This window comes from Marinifilum caeruleilacunae, from assembly GCF_013141825.1.
GTDB lineage: Bacteria > Bacteroidota > Bacteroidia > Bacteroidales > Marinifilaceae > Marinifilum > Marinifilum caeruleilacunae.
On sequence record NZ_RZNH01000030.1, the window covers coordinates 35,477 to 56,146 of the forward strand.

Sequence of the window (20,670 nt, forward strand, 5' to 3'; positions counted from 1 at the left end):
CGGCTTAATCTTTCTGATATTTCCAGATATTTTTTGCTGAAGATCTGATAAACAAAACCATCCTTATCCGCATGAAGAGAATATTAATTATAGACGATGATGCTACCATTTGCCTGATGCTTCAGGGATTGCTTAAACGTAAAGGTTTCGATGCTGATACTGTTTTTTCGGCAGGCGAAGCCATTAAAAAACTGGAAGATGAAACTTTCGACCTGGTTTTAAGCGATTTTCGATTGCCTGATTTCGATGGTTTAGAGCTCTTGCAAAAAATAAAGGCAATGCATCCTTCGGTTCCTGTAATTATTATGACCTCTTATGCTGATATACGTACAGCGGTAAGTGCCATTAAAATGGGCGCCTTCGAATATGTTACCAAACCATTGAATCCTGATGAAATTCTTTTGCTGATTAATTCGGCACTGGAAAAAGCCCAGGAAAAACAAGAGACTCCTAAAAAGAAGGTAACAAAAAAGAAAGCCAGCATTGATTTTGTACGTGGAGAAAGCTCCAGTTCTCTTCAAATCGATCAGTACATTAAATTGGTTGCGCCAACCGATATGTCGGTAATTATCGAAGGAGAAAGTGGAACGGGTAAGGAAATTGCAGCAAGGAGAATTCATTCTGAAAGCAATCGAAAAAGCAAAGCTTTCGTGGCTGTTGATTGTGGTGCTTTATCAACCGATTTGGCAGGAAGTGAACTTTTCGGTCATGTGAAAGGATCGTTTACCGGTGCCATTGGCGATAAGGAAGGACAGTTTGAAGCTGCCAAAGGTGGTACGCTTTTCCTGGATGAGATTGGAAACCTATCCTATGAAATACAGGTGAAGTTGCTACGTGCCTTACAGGAAAGAAAAGTTCGAAGAATTGGTAGCAATAAAGACATTGATGTGGATGTACGAATTGTAGTGGCCACCAATGAAGATCTGGCTTTAGCCGTAAATAAAGGTGAATTTAGAGAGGATTTGTACCATCGTTTAAACGAATTTAAAATTACGGTTCCTGCGCTTCGAAACAGGGGCGAAGACATTGTGTTGTTTGCCAATTATTTCCTCGATTTATCCAATAATGAATTGAATAAGGAAATTGAGAAGTTCTCGGGCGAAGTTTTGGATAAGTTCAGAAGCTACTCATGGCCGGGCAATTTGCGTGAACTTCGAAATGTGGTTCGCCGTTCGGTTTTGCTTAGCCAGGGAGAACAGGTAGAAGTAATTAGCTTGCCAACTGAAATCTTAAATGATCAGGCTAAAAATGATGTGGTAATTGAAGGTTCGAACTTAAAATTAATACAGGCCGCAAACGAAAAAGAGTTGATCATATCCACTTTACGAAAGGTAAATTTCAACAAATCGAAAGCTGCCAGATTACTAAATATCGATAGAAAAACGCTCTATAATAAGATCAAGCAATACGGGATTGAGGTGTAATCAGGCAAGAATTTCATTACTTATAGATGCAACTACTGTCTGTGAGTTTTGTATAACCTCATCCACCAACTCATTGATATAATCCGGAGATTCAAGCACTTCGGATTTTTTATGCAATAAATCTTCCAGCTCCTTCAATAAAGGAGTAACACTAGCCACTTTCAACTGGTTAAAGGAGCTCAACATTTTATGGGCAACCGAACCAACTTCAAGGTAATTTTCCTGATCTGCTGCTTCTTTTAAGGCCGCGATATTTTCATTGGCAGAATTAATAAACTGATTTAAAATCTGTTTGATTAGTTCTGGATCATCCGATGTAAACTGCTTAATTTGTGAAAGATCGAACAAAGGTTCATCTTCAATTCTACTGATATCAACATCCTGAATTTGAGGTTGCGCTTTGTAATCATCCAAAAGCAGCTCGCTGATCATGGCGCGCAACAATTCTTCATCGAAAGGTTTAACCAAACATTCGGTCATGCCCGATGAGATGTATTGTTTCAAATCCGATTCCAGTACATTAGCCGTGAGAGCCACTATTGGAATATGCTCATAACCGTTATTCAACTCGCGTACTTTACGACAAAGTTCAATTCCTCCCATTTTTGGCATGTGAATATCGGTCAGAATCATATCGTAATGCTTCTTCTGAATTAAGCTCCAGGCTTTTTCTCCATTATCCACAAACTCGGCTTTTAAATTCCAGGTATTAAAAATGGTTTGCAACAACAATAAGCTATAGTCATCATCATCGGCAACCAGGAATTGTTTATCCTTTAGTTCTTCTGCAATTGAAACTGATTTTTGCGCCACTGTTTCTGCAATCTGTTTTGTAGATTCTTTTAAAGGCAATCGAAGTGTAAAAGTGGACCCTTTATCCATTTCACTTTCCACAAACAAATCGCCTCCCAATAAAATGGCGAGTCGTCTGCTAATGGCCAATCCCAATCCTGTACCACCGTACTTTCTTGCAGAAAATGAATCGGCCTGACTGAAATCTTCGAAAATGCTCTCCAATTTGTCTTCAGCAATTCCAATACCTGTATCTTCCACATCTACTTCCATAAGATATTGTTGCCCTTGCTGTATTACCGAAGCACGAATTACAACTTTTCCTTTTTGAGTGAATTTAATGGCATTTGATCCGAGGTTCAGCAAAATTTGCTTGATTCGGAAAGGATCGCTCAAAAGACGAATTTCATTCTCCCCAGAATATTCCAATTCAAATTCCAGGTTTTTATTGCTGGCATTCACTTTAAGTAAATCGTAAACTTCGTTTACCAAGGCCTGTGGATTAAAATTGATATTCTCCACATGAAGTTTTCCTGCTTCAATTTTCGAAAGGTCCAGAATCTCATTTACCAAGCCCAATAAATGCTTCGAAGAGCTTTTTAAAACACTTACAAAATTCTTTTGTTTCTTCTCCAAATCCGTCTTGCCTAATTGATTGGTAAAACCGATAATAGCATTTAATGGTGTCCTGATTTCATGACTCATTGTAGCCAGGAAATCTTCCTTTACCTTGGCAAGTTTCTCCGCTTTTCCTTTGGCAATAATCAACTCCGATCGGTAATAATTACTCTTGGAGATATCGGTAAGAATAAAAATGATGAAAAGAATACCCAATACAAAGCCTACAATAATAATGATGGAAATAAGGGAAATTGTATTGCTTGCAATTTGCTTTGCTTTGTCTGATTCATGGCGAAGTTGAATAAACCTCTCCGACTCAAGCTGCCTTAGAAGCAGTTTAATTTTATCCCATATCACTGTATTCTCCTCAACAAGTCTCAACTCCTCACGAAACACAATGTCACGATTCAGTTTTTCAATTTCTTGTGCTCTTTTCAATTGATCCTGAAGACTTTGCAACAAGCTATCCGACTGTGGCAAATAACTTGTATCTACCTGTACCTGTGTTCTTTGGATGACTGTTTCAATAGAATCAACCTTATTCTTTTTACTTTTAAACAATCCCAAAAAACCTCTCTTTTTATTTTCCTCGGGCTGCTTGGCCGATTTTACAGTATCGAGAATTGTTGTTGTTGTGGTGGTGGTTTTGATTTGAGTTTTAGCAGAATCTGTAGCTTCACTCAATTGTCTCATTGCATTTTGGGAAGGATTAATTCTCTCCTTGGCCTGCTTCAATCTCACAAACTTCTCCAGCTTCTCTGCTCTATCCCCTAGCAAAAAATTCATCGAATCGATTAAAACCAAGGAACGACTACTGTCTGGACTAAATTTTCGCAGCGAGTCCAAATCATTCTGAATTTCAATGATATTCTCGTAAAAGTGTTCTAAAAATTTTTCTTCTCTGGTTAAGGAATACACCCTTATTTTATTCTCAGCCTCCGATAAGTTGGTAAGCACACGATTCATCCTGGTAATTTCGGCATCGGGTTTGGAAAGAATGGCAACCGAGTTCAGAAGCTTATTGTAGGCCTGATTGGCTATAAACAAAGAGGCAACAATGGCCAGAAATACAAAAATGTAGCCTAATACAACTTTGATTTTAATGTTACTCCTTTTCTCTGAACCCATAAGATACCTATTAGTAGAATATTCAGTTTAGTAAAGTTAATAAGAATTTTGGAAGTGAAATTGGATGTGCGAAAGCGATAAAAGTTGTCCACACTTGGGGAATAATTACACGAAAAGTGTGGAACAATTCCCCATATTTAATTCCACAAGTTAAGGAACAATAAAATTGGCAATTTAAATGCCAAATTATTTCTAGGCTGATTTTATGACACTTAGGTAGAATAGTTTTGTTTTTATTAAACTTTTTGTGATTTCGGCACGATATTCACATAGAGTATACCAACACACATTGCGAAACCTAATCTCTAAAATATATTTATATGAAACGTCTAGTATTAGTATTGTTGATTTTACCATTTTTTGTGGCTTGTAACCAAAAAGAGTTAAAGCAGCTAAGAGAGCAAAATCAGCAGCTAACTTCAATGGCAAAGCAAAAAGATTCTACAATTAACGATTTTATCGAGTCTTTGAATACCATTGAAGAGAATCTTGAAATTATTAAAGAAAAAGAAACAATTATATCAGTAAACTCTGAAAACCCTAATAAATCTCAGAAGCAAAAAATCGCAAGCGATCTAACTTCTATCAACAATTTATTAGAGCAAAACAGAGAGAAAATTGCTGACTTAGAAAAGAAATTAAACAACAGTTGGTATCAAAACTCGAAGCTTCGTAAGTTGACCGATCGTTTAAAAACAAAACTGGAAGCAAAAGAAACTGAAATTATTGCTTTAAACGAAAAAGTTGCAAAACTAAACATCGAGGTTGAAAACTTACACGGACAGGTTAGCGAGTTAAACGGAACAGTTTTAGCTCTGAACACCGAGAACGAGAACAAAACAAAAGAGATCGAAGAAAAAACTACGGCTCTTAACACAGGTTATTACGTGTGTGGTACTAGCAAAGAATTGCAAGAAAAGAATGTGATTACCAAAGATGGTGGATTTATCGGAATTGGTAAAACAGCAGTTCTTAACGAAGATTTTAAAGAAAGTGAATTTAAAAAAATTGATATCACCCAAATTACCACAATTCCTGTAAAAGGAAAGAAGATTAGCTTGGTAACAAGTCACCCAACCAACTCTTATAAGGTTGAAGGAGAAGGTACGGTAGAAGGAATTACCATTCTTGATCCAGCTGAGTTCTGGAAATCTTCAAAATATTTGGTAGTTGCGGTACGATAATCAATTCATGGTTGAGTTTTAAGGTTGTCCAAGAAAGGCTGTCCGGTGGGACGGCCTTTCTTATTTTAAGACGGAGCCAAAAATCAAATTCTTACTACAAAAAATAAAATTCAGGCAGTAAAGTGCAGCTCAAAGTATGAGCTGCACTTTTTTTATTTGTCAGACCTGTTATCATTAAAAGCCTTTGGCGCATCCAAAACTTAGCATACCAATCATAACAAATTCATTTAAAATTCTAATCATGTATGAATAAGTTAAACAAAACAGAAGGACGAAATCTCACCTTTTTTAAGTTACCCCACTAAAACACCCTCCCAATTTGCTTGATTTTGTTGATTTTTTATTAAACACCCCAGTTTTTATAACCTTTGCGTTAATTTTTTATATGTTTTTAATCAATTACCCTCTTAATTTTTATAGTTAAACTATATTTTTTACATATTTTTAGCGGCGTACCCCTAAATCTCTCTAGCCATATTCATTTATTTACTGAAATAAATGTCAATCTGGTTACTATTAGAACTATTAGCCATTTAATGTTATTAAAACTACAAGTATGGAAAATGTAGATTTACAAAAAGCCACTAAAATTAATTTGTTTAGCCTTAAGACAGTACAAATGAGAACTTTTCACATTACCTGGTTCTCATTCTTTTTGTGTTTCTTTGGTTGGTTTGGTATAGCCCCGCTTATGGCTATCATTCGCGAAGAGCTTCAGCTTACCAAGCCTCAAATTGGTAATATTATCATCTCATCGGTAATGATTACCATTTTTGCCCGTTTGTTTATTGGTTGGCTGGCCGATAAAATTGGTCCTCGAATTACCTACACATGGTTGCTGATTTTGGGAGCAATACCAGTCATGTTAATCGGATTAAGCAACGATTACACCTCAATTCTGATTTTTCGTTTACTAATTGGAATTATCGGAGCATCCTTTGTTATTACCCAGTTTCACACTTCCTTAATGTTTGCCCCTAATATTGTTGGAACGGCCAACGCAACAACAGCCGGTTGGGGAAACCTGGGAGGTGGAGTAACCCAGATGGTAATGCCATTAATTTTTGCTGCATTCCTTGGTCTTGGATTTGTTGACAGTCAGGCCTGGAGATATGCAATGCTAGTGCCCGGAGTTCTCATGATAATCATGGGTGTTGTTTATTACAAATATACCACCGATACTCCCATTGGAAATATCAAAGATTTAAAAAAGAAGGATCCAAACTTTGCGATGACAAAGAAAGATGAAAAAGGAAATTTTCTTTCTGCCATTAAAGATTATCGCGTCTGGAGTCTCTTTATCATTTATGCTGCATGCTTTGGTGTAGAGTTAACCATTAATAATATTGCATCACTTTACTATGCTGATTATTTTCATCTTGATGTAAAAATGGCAGGTTTAATTGCCGGTTTGTTTGGTTTGATGAATTTGTTTGCACGTTCATTAGGAGGAATATTAGGTGACAAATCGGGCATTAAATGGGGTTTAAAAGGAAGAGTATATTTCCTTTTTATCACCTTGCTACTTGAAGGTTTGGCCCTCATCCTCTTTAGCAGGATGAGCATACTGCCTTTGGCAATCGGTACCATGATTGTATTTAGCCTTTTTGTCCAGATGTCGGAAGGTGCCACTTTTTCGGTTGTACCTTTTATTAATAAAAAGGCCATTGGTACTGTTTCCGGAATTGTTGGTGCAGGAGGAAATGCTGGTGCTGTTGCCGCAGGTTTTCTTTTCAAGATGGAGGATGTTTCCTACCAACAGGCCCTGCTGGTAATCGGAATTGTTGTTGCCGTAATTTCATTCTTTGCATTTGCCATTCGATTTTCCGAAAAGGCCGAAACAGATGCTCAAAAAGAAATGATTGCGAGTTTGAACCAAGAAAAGGTGAAATTACGTGTAACTCCTTAGGTTTTTTACTTGGAGCCCTTGAAAAGGGCAAATACTCACATACCGATAATTAATTAGAGATCATATCAAACTATCCCTATTCTTTTGAATTCGGCATATACATAGTTGATGTGGTAATGTCACTAATTATTTATCGGTATAAATCTGAACTGCATGAAATACGAATACAAATCGACCTGCTCCTATTGTGGTGTGGGCTGTGGAATTCTTGTAAGCCGTACTTCCGATGGTAGAGTTTTCATAAAAGGAGATCCGAATCATCCCGTAAATAAAGGAAAGCTCTGCTCCAAAGGATTAAACCTGCATCATGTTGTAAATAACAAAAGCGATCGCATACTGTACCCAAAAGTACGAATGGCAAAATCTTACCCATTGCAACAAGTTGAATGGCCCAAAGCAATCGACAGGGTAGCCAAGGTTTTTACATCCTTAATCAGGAAATTTGGTCCCGATTCGGTTGGCTTCTATGTCTCGGGACAGTGTCTTACCGAAGAATATTACCTGGCCACCAAATTGGCCAAGGGATTTTGGGGCACAAACAATATCGACACCAATTCGCGACTGTGCATGAGCTCTGCCGTAGTAGGTTATAAAATGCAAGTGGGCGAAGATTTGGTTCCAATATCCTACGAAGACATCGATTTTGCCGATTGTTTTTTCATAACTGGTGCCAATCCGGCCTGGTGCCACCCTATTCTTTTTAGGCGAATTGAAGAGAGAAAAAAGAACAATTCGAATGTAAAAATTATTGTTGCTGATCCTCGCAGAACACAAACTTGCGAACTGGCCGACCTGCATTTACAATTGAAACCGGGAAGCGATATTTATTTAAACAATGCAATTGGCAGAATATTGATTGAAGAAGATTTTATCGATTCATCATATATCAGTAAACACCTAAATGGTTTCGAGGAGTACCAGAAACAGGTAATGACACTTAGCGTGAAGGAGTATGCCGATAAGTGTGGGATAAAAGAAGCGGATATTCGCCTGGCTGCCTCTTTTATTGGAAATGCCAAAGGCTACATCCCGATGTGGGCAATGGGTCTTAATCAATCTGTTATTGGAGTCAACAAAAATTTATCATTGATCAATTTATCTCTAATTACAGGTCAAATTGGTAAAGTCTGAGCAGGCCCTTTTTCATTAACTGGACAGCCTAATGCAATGGGAGGAAGAGAAGTAGGTGGCATGAGCAACTTGCTTCCAGCTCACCGCGACCTGAACAATGAAAATCATCGAAAGGAAGTTGCCGATTTTTGGGGTGTTGAAGAGATTCCCTTAAAAGCTGGTTACACAGCTACCGAAATGATAGATGCAATTGAAGAGGATAAATTAAAAGCCATTTGGATTATTTGTACCAATCCACTGGTGAGTATGCCCAACTCGAAGAAAGTAGAAAGTGCACTTAAAAAAGCCAGATTTGTGGTTGTTCAGGACATTTATGCCAATACCGATACAATGGCTTTCGCAGATGTGATTCTACCGGCTGCCGGCTGGTTGGAAAAAGAGGGTAGCATGACCAACTCAGAACGTAGAGTTACCAACCTAAATAAGGTAATAGATCCTCCAGGAGAGGCACTGCCCGACTACGAAATCATTTGCCGGGTAGCGAAACAAATGGGCTATAGCGGATTTAACTTCAAGAATGCCGAAGAAGTTTTTAACGAATACAAACTCCTGACAAGAGGGACAAGTATATCTATTGAAGAATTAACCTATGAACGTTTAGATCAAATAGGATCGGTTCAATGGCCCTATAAAAATGGAAAAGGTTTAAAAAGGCTTTTCAGCGACCATAAGTTTAATACGCATAATAATAAAGCCAATTTATTTGCTGTTGAACCCCACAATGAATCACAGGCATCAAGTGAAGAGTATCCGCTGATTTTGACCACCGGCAGAGTTCGAGATCAATGGCATACAATGACTAAAACGGGTAAGGTTCAAAAACTAAAGCAGCACATCAATCAGGCCTTTGTAGAAATACATCCTTCTGATGCCCAAAAGTACAAAATTGAAGAAGATGACATTGTTGTAATTAAGGGGCCAAATGGTAAGGTGCAGGTTCCAGCCAAAATTACTACAGATATCAGGTCGGGAGTTGTTTTTTTACCCATGCACTGGGGAAAAGTTTTATCGGGTGATTTGGCCAGGGCCAACAACTTAACCAATGACTTGATAGATCCTATATCCAAAGAGCCTGATTTTAAATTTACCGCTGTTTCAATATCAAAATTCCAAAAAGCAAAGGAGCGAATCGTAATCGCTGGAGCAGGAGCTGCTGCCTTACACTTTATTCAATCGTTTCGTAAAAAAAATAAACGAGATGAAATTGTGGTGATCTCGAAAGAGAAACATCCTTTTTACAATCGGATATTGTTGCCTGAGTACATTTCAGGACAATCGAGTTGGGAAAATCTTCAGAAAGCAAGCGTAGAAGAAATAAAAAATCTGAATATCAGAATTGAAATAGAGCTTTGCCTTGAAAATATCAATACGGATGACAAAACAATTAGCTGTTCACAAAAAAAGACCTTTAGCTATGATAAACTGATACTTGCAACCGGATCGAAACCATATGTACTAAATTCCGAATGGATGAAACATCCTAAGATTTTCACGATCAGAAATAAAATAGATGCCGATCGGTTGAAGGATTCAATTTCTAAGGGAAATCGTGTATTGATTGTTGGTGGAGGTTTACTGGGTTTGGAAGTGGCAGCCTCTTTATTGGAACTCGAAATGCAAGTCACCTTAGCAAACAGAAGTTCCCGATTAATGGATCGCCAACTGGACGATGTATCCAGTCAATTGCTCTCTGAAATCCTAATCGAAAAGGGAATCCACTTGTTACTAAATGATGAAATTAATCAACTCCTGACAACCGAGGAGAACAGGTATCAGGTAAGTTTTAGCAGTGGCAAAAGAAGTTTGTTCGATGCGGTGATATTTGCTGTTGGTACTCAAGCGAATATTGAATTTGCAAAAGATGCACTTGATTGTCGTAGAGGAATTATAATTGATGAACATCTGAAAACCAGCAACGAATCAATATTTGCCATAGGTGAAATTGCCGAACTACATGGCAAAATGTATGGAATAACAGCAGCAGCTGAAGAGCAGGCAAGCATACTGGCGAATCATCTGAATGGAAATCCAATGTCTTCTTATCACGGAAGTGAAGCCATGAATATGCTCAAATTTCCAGGTATAAATCTTTGTTCCATCGGTTTAACCAAACTTCCTGAGAATGATCCCAGCTATGAAGAAATTGTTTTCACCGATAAAAAGGCCAGGTATTACAAAAAATGCATCATTAAAAATGATGTTCTGGTAGGTTCAATTCTTATGGGAGACAAGGCGGAATTTGCTGAATTCAAGAAGCTCATTGTACAAAAAACAGAATTATCTGACCTGAGAAATAAACTATTGCGAACCGGCAAAGCCATTGAACCGGTGATTGGTAAAATTCTGTGCTCTTGCAACCAGGTAGGAGAAGGGAATATCGAAAATTTAATTGGTTCTGGTGTGAAGGATCTTGATGAAATCTGCGAGAAAAGCAATGCCGGCTTAGGCTGTGGCAGTTGTAGACCCGAAATTCAAAAAATTCTGAATGATCAACTCAAAAATGAGCAATATGAAAAAGTCAAATGAGCTGTCTCGTGTATTAATTAAGGGAGGAACTTTATCTCCTGCTCTTTTCTACGATATTATTTCTTTTGCCGAAAATTTCGGAAACCAATACATCCACCTGGGCTCCAGGCAAGATATTTTGTTTTCCTGTCCAATGAATCAAAATCACGAACACAGAACAGAATTTTCGCTTCAGAAAAAAGGATCGGCAGTTCAGAATATTGTTTCCTCTTTTGTTTGTGTTGATATTCTTCCCTCTACAAGCTGGCTATACTCTGGCATTTACCTTAAGGTTCTGGAACAATTTAATGATACACATCAATTGCGAATCAATATTGTTGATCCTAAACAAAATATGATGCCTCTTTTTTATGGACAGCTTAATTTTGTTGCCTCCGAAACTGCCAATTACTGGCATCTTTATTTGAATCTGGCTGCTGATAAAAATCTACAACACTGGCCTGGATTAATTTTTACCGATGACATCGCCCAGTTTGCCCGCCAGCTCGAAAAAGTGATTATTCAGAAGAACCTAACATGCAAAGAATTACTTGTTAAGGAAATAGAGAAAATACACCTACAAAAGAATACACTAACGAGCGATGAGAAAATCATTTTGCCTGAAGGATTTTTCCCTTACTACGAAGGATTCAATAAGGTAGATGGGAAAGATTTGTATTGGATTGGCCTGTACTGGAGAAACAACCAGTACCCCATTCCATTTTTAAAAGAACTGTGTGAACTCTGCAGAAAAACCAATGTGGGTAAAATTAGCTTTACCCCGTGGAAAACACTCATTATAAGAGACATTAATTCAAAAGATAAAATGTATTGGGATGAATTAATAGGTCGTTACGGACTCAACATGCGTCACTCCTCTTTCGAACTGAACTGGCATCTCCCCTTACTGGATAAGCTTGCTCTACAATTGAAGCAATATATCGTTTCCAAATTCGATCAGCTCGATATCAGAACTTATGGATTGTCATTTTCCATTCAAAGGAAGATTGATGAAAGATTAACCACTATCGTGATACGACCAAAGGGCAGATTCCCATTTCTTGGAAGCCTTGATTTTACACGCAGCTATACGATTGAATATGCAATGGACTTTAATCCGAACAATAACAAATATGTTAGCTATGCCATTAAACTCAGTAAAAAAGATTTGCCGGCAAGCTTATATGAGCTCTCCAAAAAATATTCTGCCTTTCAATTTGTTCATTATAACACCCAAAAATTAGCCAAAAACGAGAGGACTGAAAGCAAAGCTTTTACGGTATATCAATGCAGCAATTGCCATAGTGTTTACGATGAACGATATGGGGATCAATTGGCGAACATTGAAGCTGGTACACCATTTCAACTATTACAAGAAGATTATTGTTGCCAGCTTTGCGATAGTGCAAAATCAGACTTTGTGGAAACAGAAATGTGGGAGACAGTTTAAAATGCATATCAATCAACACTTTAAAAACCTCTGATGATGAAAAAAATAATACTGATAGGAAATGGAATGACAGGCTTTAAATTCTGCGAAAAATTTGTTGCCTCATCATTAAGACATGAATACGAATTGCTGGTATTTGGAGAAGAAAAACATCCGGCATACGATCGTGTACACCTAAGTTCATATTATACAGGAACACAAGCAGATGATTTGTATTTGGCCCCGTCCAACTGGTATCTGGAGAATAAAATTCATCTACGAACCAATGAAAAAATCGTGCAAATTGATCGTGAAAGCAAGAGTGTCTTATCTGAACAGGGAAAAAGCTATGCCTACGATATTCTCGTATTGGCTACCGGTTCCTCTGCCTTTGTTCCTCCAATAAACGGGCTTAATAAAAAAGGTGTGTTTGTATATCGCACTCTTTCCGATATCGATGAAATCAAAAAATATGTGCCACATGCAAAAAAAGCTGCAATTATTGGTGGTGGATTGTTAGGTTTAGAGGCTGCCAAGGCGGTTTTAGACGATGGGCTACAAACAAGTATCATAGAATTTGCTCCTCGACTTATGCCTAGACAATTGGATGATCGGGCTGCGGAAATCCTGAAAACAACACTACAGGAATTAGACCTGGAAATATTGTTGAATAAAAGCACCGAAAAAATTATTGGCTCAGACAAAATCGAAGCCCTGCAGTTTACCGATGGATCGAACTTAAAAACTGATTTACTTATTATTTCGGCAGGCATTAAGCCAAGGGATGAACTGGCAAAATCCGCTGGCTTAGAGATTCATCCGCGGGGAGGTATTCTTGTAAACAGCAGAATGGAAACCGCAGATCCTTCCATTTTTGCAATTGGTGAGTGTGTTGTGGTACACGAAATGGTATGGGGATTGGTGGCTCCATGTTACGAAATGGCCGAAGTACTTATCGACAATTTACAAAATGGTTCTTCAGAATTTTTAGGATTTGATCTCTCTTCAAAATTAAAACTAATTGGAACCGATGTGGCCAGTTTTGGAGATGCAATGGTGAAGGATGAAAATACAAAAACCATCATTTACGAAAACAAGGCAAGTGGAATTTACAAGCGTCTTAATATCACTAAAGACTGCAAATATTTACTTGGAGGCATCCTGGTAGGCGAAAGTGAAGAATTTAATCTTTTGAAACAGGTGGTCAACAACAAGATGCCTTTACCGGCAAATCCGGAAGATTTTATTCTGGGTGCCAGGGGAGGTGATAGTTCTGCAGGAATTGGCGTGGCCGACCTTCCTGGTAGTGCGATCATTTGTTCTTGTGAAAATATCAGTAAGGAAAATATTGAAATGGCCATTGAAATGGACGAAGCCCAAACAGTTCCTTTAATTAAGAAATGTACCAAAGCAGGAACAGGCTGTGGCGGTTGTATTCCCATGCTGGACGATATTCTGACCCACTATTTGAAATCTCAAGGCCTGGAAGTTAGAAAAACCATTTGCGAACATTTTGATTATACCCGACAAGAGTTGTATGATATCATCAAAGTAAATGAAATAAAAACTTTTGATGAGCTCTTGAAACAGTATGGTAAAGGCTCAGGCTGCGAAACCTGTAAACCTTTAATTGCTTCGCTACTGGCAAGCATTTGGAACGATTTAATTGTAAAACAAGATACCATACAGGATACCAATGATCGCTTTCTGGCCAATATTCAGCAAGGTGGTGTTTACTCGGTTGTTCCTCGCGTTCCGGGTGGTGAAATTACTCCAGACAAGCTGATACTTATTGGGCAGGTAGCCAAGAAATATGACTTGTACACCAAAATAACGGGAGGTCAGCGTGTTGATTTATTCGGTGCACGAGTAGATCAGCTGCCAATTATATGGGAAGAATTGATAGCCGGTGGTTTTGAGAGTGGACATGCCTATGGAAAGTCGCTTCGAACAGTAAAAAGTTGTGTCGGTTCAACATGGTGCAGATTTGGTATGCATGATTCAGTTTCCTTTGCCATTGAAATAGAAAACCGTTATAAAGGATTACGCTCACCTCACAAATTAAAAGGAGGTGTATCGGGCTGTGTTCGCGAATGTGCCGAAGCCAGGAGCAAAGATTTTGGCATTATAGCTACCGAAAAAGGCTGGAACCTGTTTGTATGTGGAAATGGTGGTGCAAATCCTCGTCATGCCGATCTGCTTGCCTCCGATTTAAGTAAGGAATTGGTCATAAAATATCTTGATCGTTTCCTGATGTATTATATCAAAACAGCCGAGCCGTTAACACGCACATCAAAGTGGTTGAGCAATTTGGAAGGTGGTTTAAAATACCTGCAAGATGTTGTTATAAACGACTGTTTAAGCATTGGTGACAAATTGGAGACTGAAATGGATCAAGTTCTCTCACACTATAAATGTGAGTGGACAGAGGTGGTAAAATCACCTGAGCTGAGAAAAAAATTCCGCCAGTTTGTAAACACCGATCAAAAGGATGAGAGTATCAAATTTGTTTCACTAAGGGATCAGAAAATGCCTGCTAAGTAAGTAAACGCTATGAAAACAGAAGAATATCAATGGATAGAGGCTGCTCCGGTTGAGGAATTTCCTTCAAATGGCGGTGCTGCTGTTTTAATTAAGGGTGAACAAATCGCAATTTTTCATTTCAGCAATGAAAACCGATGGTTTGCCACCCAAAACAAATGTCCCCATAAGGCTGAAATGGTAATTGCAAGGGGACTTACGGGTGATAGCGATGGACATCCAAAGGTAGTGTGTCCCCTACACAAAAGATCTTTTTCGCTGGAAAATGGGAAATGTTTCTCTGATAAAGAATATCAACTCAAAACTTACCCGGTAAAAGTGGAAAATGGAATGGTTTATATAGGCTTTGAATAATTTACTGATGCCTATTTGTTTAGCATGTTGATCCTTAAAATGGCTTTGTTATTTTTTTCATAAACAACAGGTTTTGAATATTCCCGACTTTTTGTATTTTAGTATTTAGATTTTTTCTAAATAAAAATAACAAACATGAAAGAAGCATATCAAGTTAATAAAGTATACTCGTTGATACTCATACTGGCAGGCGCATTTGGTTTTGTCGCCAGGTACTACGAAATGGGAGATTGGCAATTTACAGCCTTAATTCCACTATTCTTTGGAGTCATTTTATTCTTTTGCACTCCAGGAATCAGGAAAGAAAATGCAGCCATTGGACATGTTGCTGCCCTCTTAACAAGCTTATTGGTGATTACAGCCATTGTAATGCTCTCGAAAGGCATTTTTGGAGATGCAGGCTGGGGACGTAAACAATGGGTCTTCCTGGTAGTAATTTTGGGAGGTATTTGGAGTTTACGTAGTCAGATTAATTATTTTAGAGCCCAACGCAGAAGAAAAGCTGCTCAGGCAAAGTCATAAAAAAAAGCCCTTTTTCAAGGGCTTTTTCTTTGTATTATATTTTCGACTATTGATGGTCTTCTTTTACGAAATAATTGCGCTGAAACAAGAGAATAAACGCCACACCAATTGTGATGTAAGAATCGGCAATATTAAAAACCGGGCGGAAGAAGATAAAGTGTTCCCCTTTCCAAAATGGGAACCACTCCGGGAAATTTCCTTCTACCAATGGGAAATAAAGCATATCAACAACTTTTCCGTGCAAAAAGCTTGAATAACCACCTCCTTCGGGCATGAACTGTGCCACCTGGTAATAGCTATCGTTGAATATCATGCCGTAAAAAGCACTATCGATGATATTCCCCATTGCACCGGCAAAAATCAATGAGATTGCAACAATTAATCCCATTGGAGCTTTCTTCTTACAGATATCATGTAAATACCATCCAATTCCGCAAACAGCGATAATTCTAAAAAGGCTTAATAGCATTTTTCCCCACTCGCCTTCCAGTTCCATACCAAAGGCCATACCGTTGTTCTCAATAAAGTGGATCATGAACCAATCTCCAAAAACCGAAAATTCTTCGCCCAACATCATATTGGTTTTAATCCAGATTTTTATGGCCTGATCTAAAATCAGAAGTACAACAATAAATGCTACCGATTTTTTAAATAGCGACATATCTTAAAATGTTTTGTTCGTGTTTTTCAGGATTTAAAGAAATAAAAACCTTTGCTTCTATACAAAAATGATTGGAAGAATCTCTTCTTCCAATCATTTTATATATTCGAGTTGAATAATTTACTGCTTGTTCTTAGCTTCGATACTTAAAGTAGCGTGAGGCACTGCACGCAATCTTTCAGGAGCAATAAGCTTACCTGTTTCGCGACAGATACCATAAGTTTTATTCTCGATACGAATTAAAGCGGCTTCCAGATGAGAGATAAACTTAGCCTGACGCTGTGCCAAACGGCCAGCCTCTTCTTTAGAAAGAACTGAAGCACCTTCTTCCAAAACTTTAAATGTTGGAGATGTATCTTCAATATCGTTACCTGAGCTATTAGAAATAACAGCTTTTAATGTATCGTAATCCTTCTTGGCCTTACTAAGTTTTGAGTTGATCAAGTCTTTAAATTCTTGCAACTCCTCGTCTGTATATCGCTTCTTTTCAGTCATTGCTTCTATAGTTTATTTCGTTCTCTAAAGATAACAAAAAATCGATTATTCACTAACTTTTTCAATCTTAATGAAGCTTTCTACACCTTGTTCTATCTCTACCGCCTTCGCTTCGTTTTCTGCTAATTTTTCTACCAGTTCAACGCTCACAGCCAAGGTTTGGCTTCCAATGTATTCTTTATGAGCAAGTACCGCATCGTTGATTGAATCATGCATCATAATTTCAAGCTTGATTTTATCAGTCACATCGAAATCGCTATCCTTTCTTAGGTTTTGAATTCTGTTGATAAATTCACGAGCAATACCTTCTTGTCTTAGCTCTTCAGTAATGTTTACGTCCATTGCCACAGTAAGTTTCCCTTCGTTGGCAACTAACCATCCTGGAATGTCTTCCGAAATGATTTCAACATCTTCCAAAGTAAGATCTACATTCTCCTCATTTACAGTAATTGCGTAGCTTCCAGCCTTCTCAAAAGCAACAATATCCTCTTGAGTCATTTGTCCGATAGCAGCAGCAATTTGTTTCATAATCTTACCATGTTTAGGACCTAAGGTCTTAAAGTTTGGCTTGATTTTCTTCACCAATACACCCGAAGTATCGGTAATGAATTCCATTTCTTTCACGTTAATTTCTGAAAGAACAATGTTCTTAACAGCTTCTAACTGTGGAACCATGCTCTCATCCAAAATTGGAATCATGATTTTTTGAAGTGGCTGACGAACACGAATTTTCACCTTACGACGTAATCCTAGAGACATAGAAGAGATCTTCTGTGCCATGTCCATTCTTTCTTCCAATGCCTTATCGATTTCTTCCTCGTTATATTTAGGGAAATCTACAAGGTGAACTGATTCCTCAGAATAACGCCCTGTTACAGAATTCAGATCTTTGAACAACTGATCCATATAGAATGGAGCAATTGGAGATGCAAGAACAGAAATGGTTTCCAAACACTTGTAAAGAGTCTGGTAAGCCGAAATCTTATCGGTATCGTATTCTCCACCCCAGTATCTCTTACGACACAAACGAACGTACCAGTTCGAAAGGTTTTCGTTTACAAAGTTCTGAATTGCTCTACCAGCACGAGTTGGCTCGTAGGCTTCGTAACATTCTTCTACTTCTTTAATTAATGAGTTTAGAAGAGAAAGAATCCAACGGTCAATTTCAGGACGATCTTCCATCTTGATATCAGCATCTGAATAGTTAAATCCATCGATGTTGGCATACAGCTGGAAGAAGCTATAAGTATTGTAAAGTGTTCCGAAGAATTTACGACGAACTTCTTCAACACCACCTAAATCAAATTTCAGGTTATCCCATGGCTGAGCGTTTGTAATCATATACCAACGTAATGGGTCTGAACCATATTTCTCAATGGTTTCGAAAGGATCAACAGCATTTCCAAGACGCTTAGACATCTTGTTTCCTTTTGCATCCAATACCAAACCATTTGAAATGATATTTTCGAAAGCTACACCATCGAAACACATGGTAGCAATTGCATGAAGTGTAAAGAACCATCCACGAGTTTGGTCAACACCCTCGGCAATAAACTGTGCAGGGAATAGCTTATCGAATTCCTCTTTGTTTTCGAACGGATAGTGCTGTTGCGCATATGGCATCGCACCTGAATCGAACCAAACATCGATCAAATCCAATTCACGAACCAATTTCTTTCCTGATTCGGAAACAAGGTATACGCCATCAACATACGGACGGTGCAAATCGAATTTTTCGTAATTCTCTTTTGAGTTATCACCTTCCACGTAATCAGCCAAAATATTTTCGCTCATGAAACCTGCCGCTATCGATTTTTCAATCTCAGCTTTCAGTTCAGCAACCGAACCAATACATTTTATTTCAGTACGATCTTCGCTTACCCAAATTGGAAGCGGAGTTCCCCAGTAACGAGAACGAGAAAGGTTCCAGTCCTGAAGGTTTTCCAACCATTTCCCAAAACGACCTTCACCTGTTGATTGAGGCTTCCAGTTAATGGTTTTATTTAGTTCGATCATGCGATCGCGAACTTTCGTTGTTTTGATAAACCATGAATCCAATGGATAGTACAGTACCGGCTTATCGGTTCTCCAACAGTGTGGATAGTTGTGAACATGCTTTTCCACTTTAAATGCCAGGCTGTCTTTCTTCAAAGAAACGGCGATATCTACATCTAAAGTAGGATCTTTCTCTGTTAATTTCGGATCGTAAGCATTCTTCACAAAGCGACCTGCGTATTCACCATAAGCATCCACATTCACAAAGTTCTTAACAAACTCAGGATCCAAATCTTCGATCAAGAAGAATTTACCAGTACGGTCAACCATTGGTTGCATCTTTCCTTCCTTATCGCGAAGAATTAGTGGAGAAATATTTGCTGCTTTCGCTACTCTATCATCATCAGCACCAAAAGTAGGAGCGATGTGTACGATACCTGTACCATCTTCGGTGGTTACAAAATCACCAAGGATTACGCGGAAAGCGTCACCTTCCGGTTTTACCAATGGCATTAGCTGTTCGTAACGAATTCCTTCCAAATCGGTTCCTTTGTGCTCAGAAAGAGTTTTGAAAGTTAAACGTTTGTCGCCAGCTTTGTATTCGCCCAATTCCAAGCCTTCATATTTTTTATCGAAGAAATTGTAGAACAGGTCTTTTGCAAGAATTACCACACATGGAATTCCTGTATATGGATTGAATGTACGTACTCTTACATAATCCACTTTTGGTCCAACTGCCAATGCGGTATTCGATGGAAGTGTCCAAGGCGTAGTGGTCCATGCAATAAAGTAAGCATCGCAATCAATACCTTCGTATAAAAATTCACTTTTCTCGTCGCGGGCAACTTTAAACATACCCACAGCAGTAGTATCCTTAACATCTTTGTAGCAACCCGGCTGGTTCAGCTCGTGAGTTGACAAACCAGTACCTGCAGCAGGCGAGAATGGCTGGATGGTATATCCTTTGTAAAGCAAATCTTTTTCGAACAATTGCTTTAACAACCACCAAAGTGTTTCGATATAACGATTATCGTAAGTGATATATGGATCTTCCATATTCACCCAGTATCCCATTTTTGAAGTCAAATCTTCCCACTCGCGGGTGTACTTCATTACATTGGTTCTACATGCTTCGTTGTATTCGTCAACCGAAATCTTTGTACCAATATCCTCTTTCGTAATTCCCAGTTCTTTTTCTACACCAAGTTCAACAGGCAGACCGTGTGTGTCCCAACCTGCTTTACGATTCACCTGAAAGCCCTTAAGGGTTTTGTAACGACATACAATATCCTTAAGTGCACGAGCCATTACGTGGTGAATACCTGGCATTCCGTTCGCCGAAGGTGGCCCTTCGTAGAAAACAAACGATGGATGACCTTCACGGGTCTCCAAACTCTTCTCAAAAGTCTTGTTTTCTTCCCAATCTTTTAAGATATCCTTATTAATCTGCGACAGATTAAAATTCTTGTATTCTGGAAATTTCGTGCTCATTTATATTAATTTAATCTAGTATTTTCTAACACCGATTATCATTTGTTAGAATCATTATCTGCACAAGCTTGATACTGATTAACAAATGCATATCGCCATTATACCGGTTTACTAATTTGAATATATGGTATAAAAAGTTTACAAATATAGAAAAAATACAAAAGCGAATGACCATATTTCCAGTATAATCAGAGCGCTAACAGTTTTTTAATCAGCATCTCACTAGAGAGAAAATCGCATTTTGTTCATCTTGCTTATAATTCGGAATTAATAGATAAATTTCGCTTTAAAATTGAAAGTATTTCAAACAAAATAAAGCTCAATCTGCAGAGATTGAGCTTCTGTTGTGGTCATGAAACTTTTCCTGGCTTGAATAAGCCTCCTATTTTATACATGTGAGTTTCTTCTTTATCCAATTCCACCAATGAATCTTTCTGTCGAGAAAAAGTATCAAAACGTATATAACAACTCCAATTAAAATTGGGATC

At 38.2% G+C, this 20,670-nt stretch carries 12 protein-coding genes and 1 pseudogene; 9 read left to right on the forward strand and 4 right to left on the reverse strand.

Annotation, left to right across the window (positions count from 1 at the left end):
* The first annotated feature begins 71 nt into the window (after positions 1-71).
* On the forward strand, positions 72-1,424 hold the full coding sequence (locus ELS83_RS15810) for a sigma-54-dependent transcriptional regulator (protein WP_171596515.1): 1,353 nt from the start codon (positions 72-74) through the stop codon (positions 1,422-1,424).
* Here the strand turns inward: ELS83_RS15810 and ELS83_RS15815 are convergent, their stop codons facing one another.
* Positions 1,425-3,965 (reverse strand): ATP-binding protein, encoded by a 2,541-nt coding sequence (locus tag ELS83_RS15815; protein WP_171596516.1) that lies wholly within the window; start codon positions 3,963-3,965, stop codon positions 1,425-1,427.
* Between the two features lie 320 nt (positions 3,966-4,285).
* On the opposite strand from ELS83_RS15815, the gene ELS83_RS15820 reads away from it, so the two are divergent.
* The 8 genes and pseudogenes from ELS83_RS15820 to ELS83_RS15850 all read left to right on the forward strand — a co-directional run bounded on the left by ELS83_RS15820 (position 4,286) and on the right by ELS83_RS15850 (position 15,540).
* Positions 4,286-5,149: a Cbp1 family collagen-binding glycoprotein adhesin gene (locus tag ELS83_RS15820; RefSeq protein ID WP_171596517.1), complete on the forward strand. Its 864-nt coding sequence runs from the start codon at positions 4,286-4,288 to the stop codon at positions 5,147-5,149.
* A gap of 556 nt (positions 5,150-5,705) precedes the next feature.
* A complete protein-coding gene (locus tag ELS83_RS15825) occupies positions 5,706-7,058 on the forward strand; it encodes a NarK family nitrate/nitrite MFS transporter (RefSeq protein WP_216616610.1) in 1,353 nt (450 codons plus the stop codon).
* A gap of 153 nt (positions 7,059-7,211) precedes the next feature.
* A pseudogene (locus ELS83_RS22300) lies at positions 7,212-10,451 on the forward strand (molybdopterin-dependent oxidoreductase); the annotation flags it as partial.
* Between the two features lie 66 nt (positions 10,452-10,517).
* Complete coding sequence (locus ELS83_RS22580) at positions 10,518-10,715, forward strand: (2Fe-2S)-binding protein (protein WP_346728160.1); 198 nt, start codon at positions 10,518-10,520, stop codon at positions 10,713-10,715.
* A complete protein-coding gene (locus ELS83_RS15835) occupies positions 10,699-12,144 on the forward strand; it encodes a rubredoxin (RefSeq protein ID WP_171596518.1) in 1,446 nt (481 codons plus the stop codon). Before ELS83_RS22580 ends, ELS83_RS15835 begins: the two co-directional genes overlap by 17 nt.
* Positions 12,145-12,180: 36 nt before the next feature.
* Entirely contained in the window at positions 12,181-14,667 is a 2,487-nt protein-coding gene (gene nirB / locus ELS83_RS15840) for a nitrite reductase large subunit NirB (RefSeq protein ID WP_171596519.1), read from the forward strand.
* A gap of 9 nt (positions 14,668-14,676) precedes the next feature.
* Positions 14,677-15,018 (forward strand): nitrite reductase small subunit NirD, encoded by a 342-nt coding sequence (gene nirD / locus ELS83_RS15845; RefSeq protein ID WP_171596520.1) that lies wholly within the window; start codon positions 14,677-14,679, stop codon positions 15,016-15,018.
* 135 nt (positions 15,019-15,153) lie between these two features.
* Positions 15,154-15,540, forward strand: a complete 387-nt coding sequence (locus tag ELS83_RS15850) for a hypothetical protein (protein WP_171596521.1) — start codon at positions 15,154-15,156, stop codon at positions 15,538-15,540.
* Positions 15,541-15,586: 46 nt separating this feature from the next.
* Here the strand turns inward: ELS83_RS15850 and ELS83_RS15855 are convergent, their stop codons facing one another.
* From ELS83_RS15855 to ileS, 3 genes are all read right to left on the reverse strand, one after another.
* Complete coding sequence (locus tag ELS83_RS15855; RefSeq protein ID WP_171596522.1) at positions 15,587-16,201, reverse strand: lipoprotein signal peptidase; 615 nt, start codon at positions 16,199-16,201, stop codon at positions 15,587-15,589.
* Between the two features lie 120 nt (positions 16,202-16,321).
* Positions 16,322-16,696: a TraR/DksA family transcriptional regulator gene (locus tag ELS83_RS15860; RefSeq protein ID WP_171596523.1), complete on the reverse strand. Its 375-nt coding sequence runs from the start codon at positions 16,694-16,696 to the stop codon at positions 16,322-16,324.
* Between the two features lie 45 nt (positions 16,697-16,741).
* On the reverse strand, positions 16,742-20,182 hold the full coding sequence (gene ileS, locus ELS83_RS15865; RefSeq protein WP_171596524.1) for an isoleucine--tRNA ligase: 3,441 nt from the start codon (positions 20,180-20,182) through the stop codon (positions 16,742-16,744).
* Between the last annotated feature and the right edge of the window lie 488 nt (positions 20,183-20,670).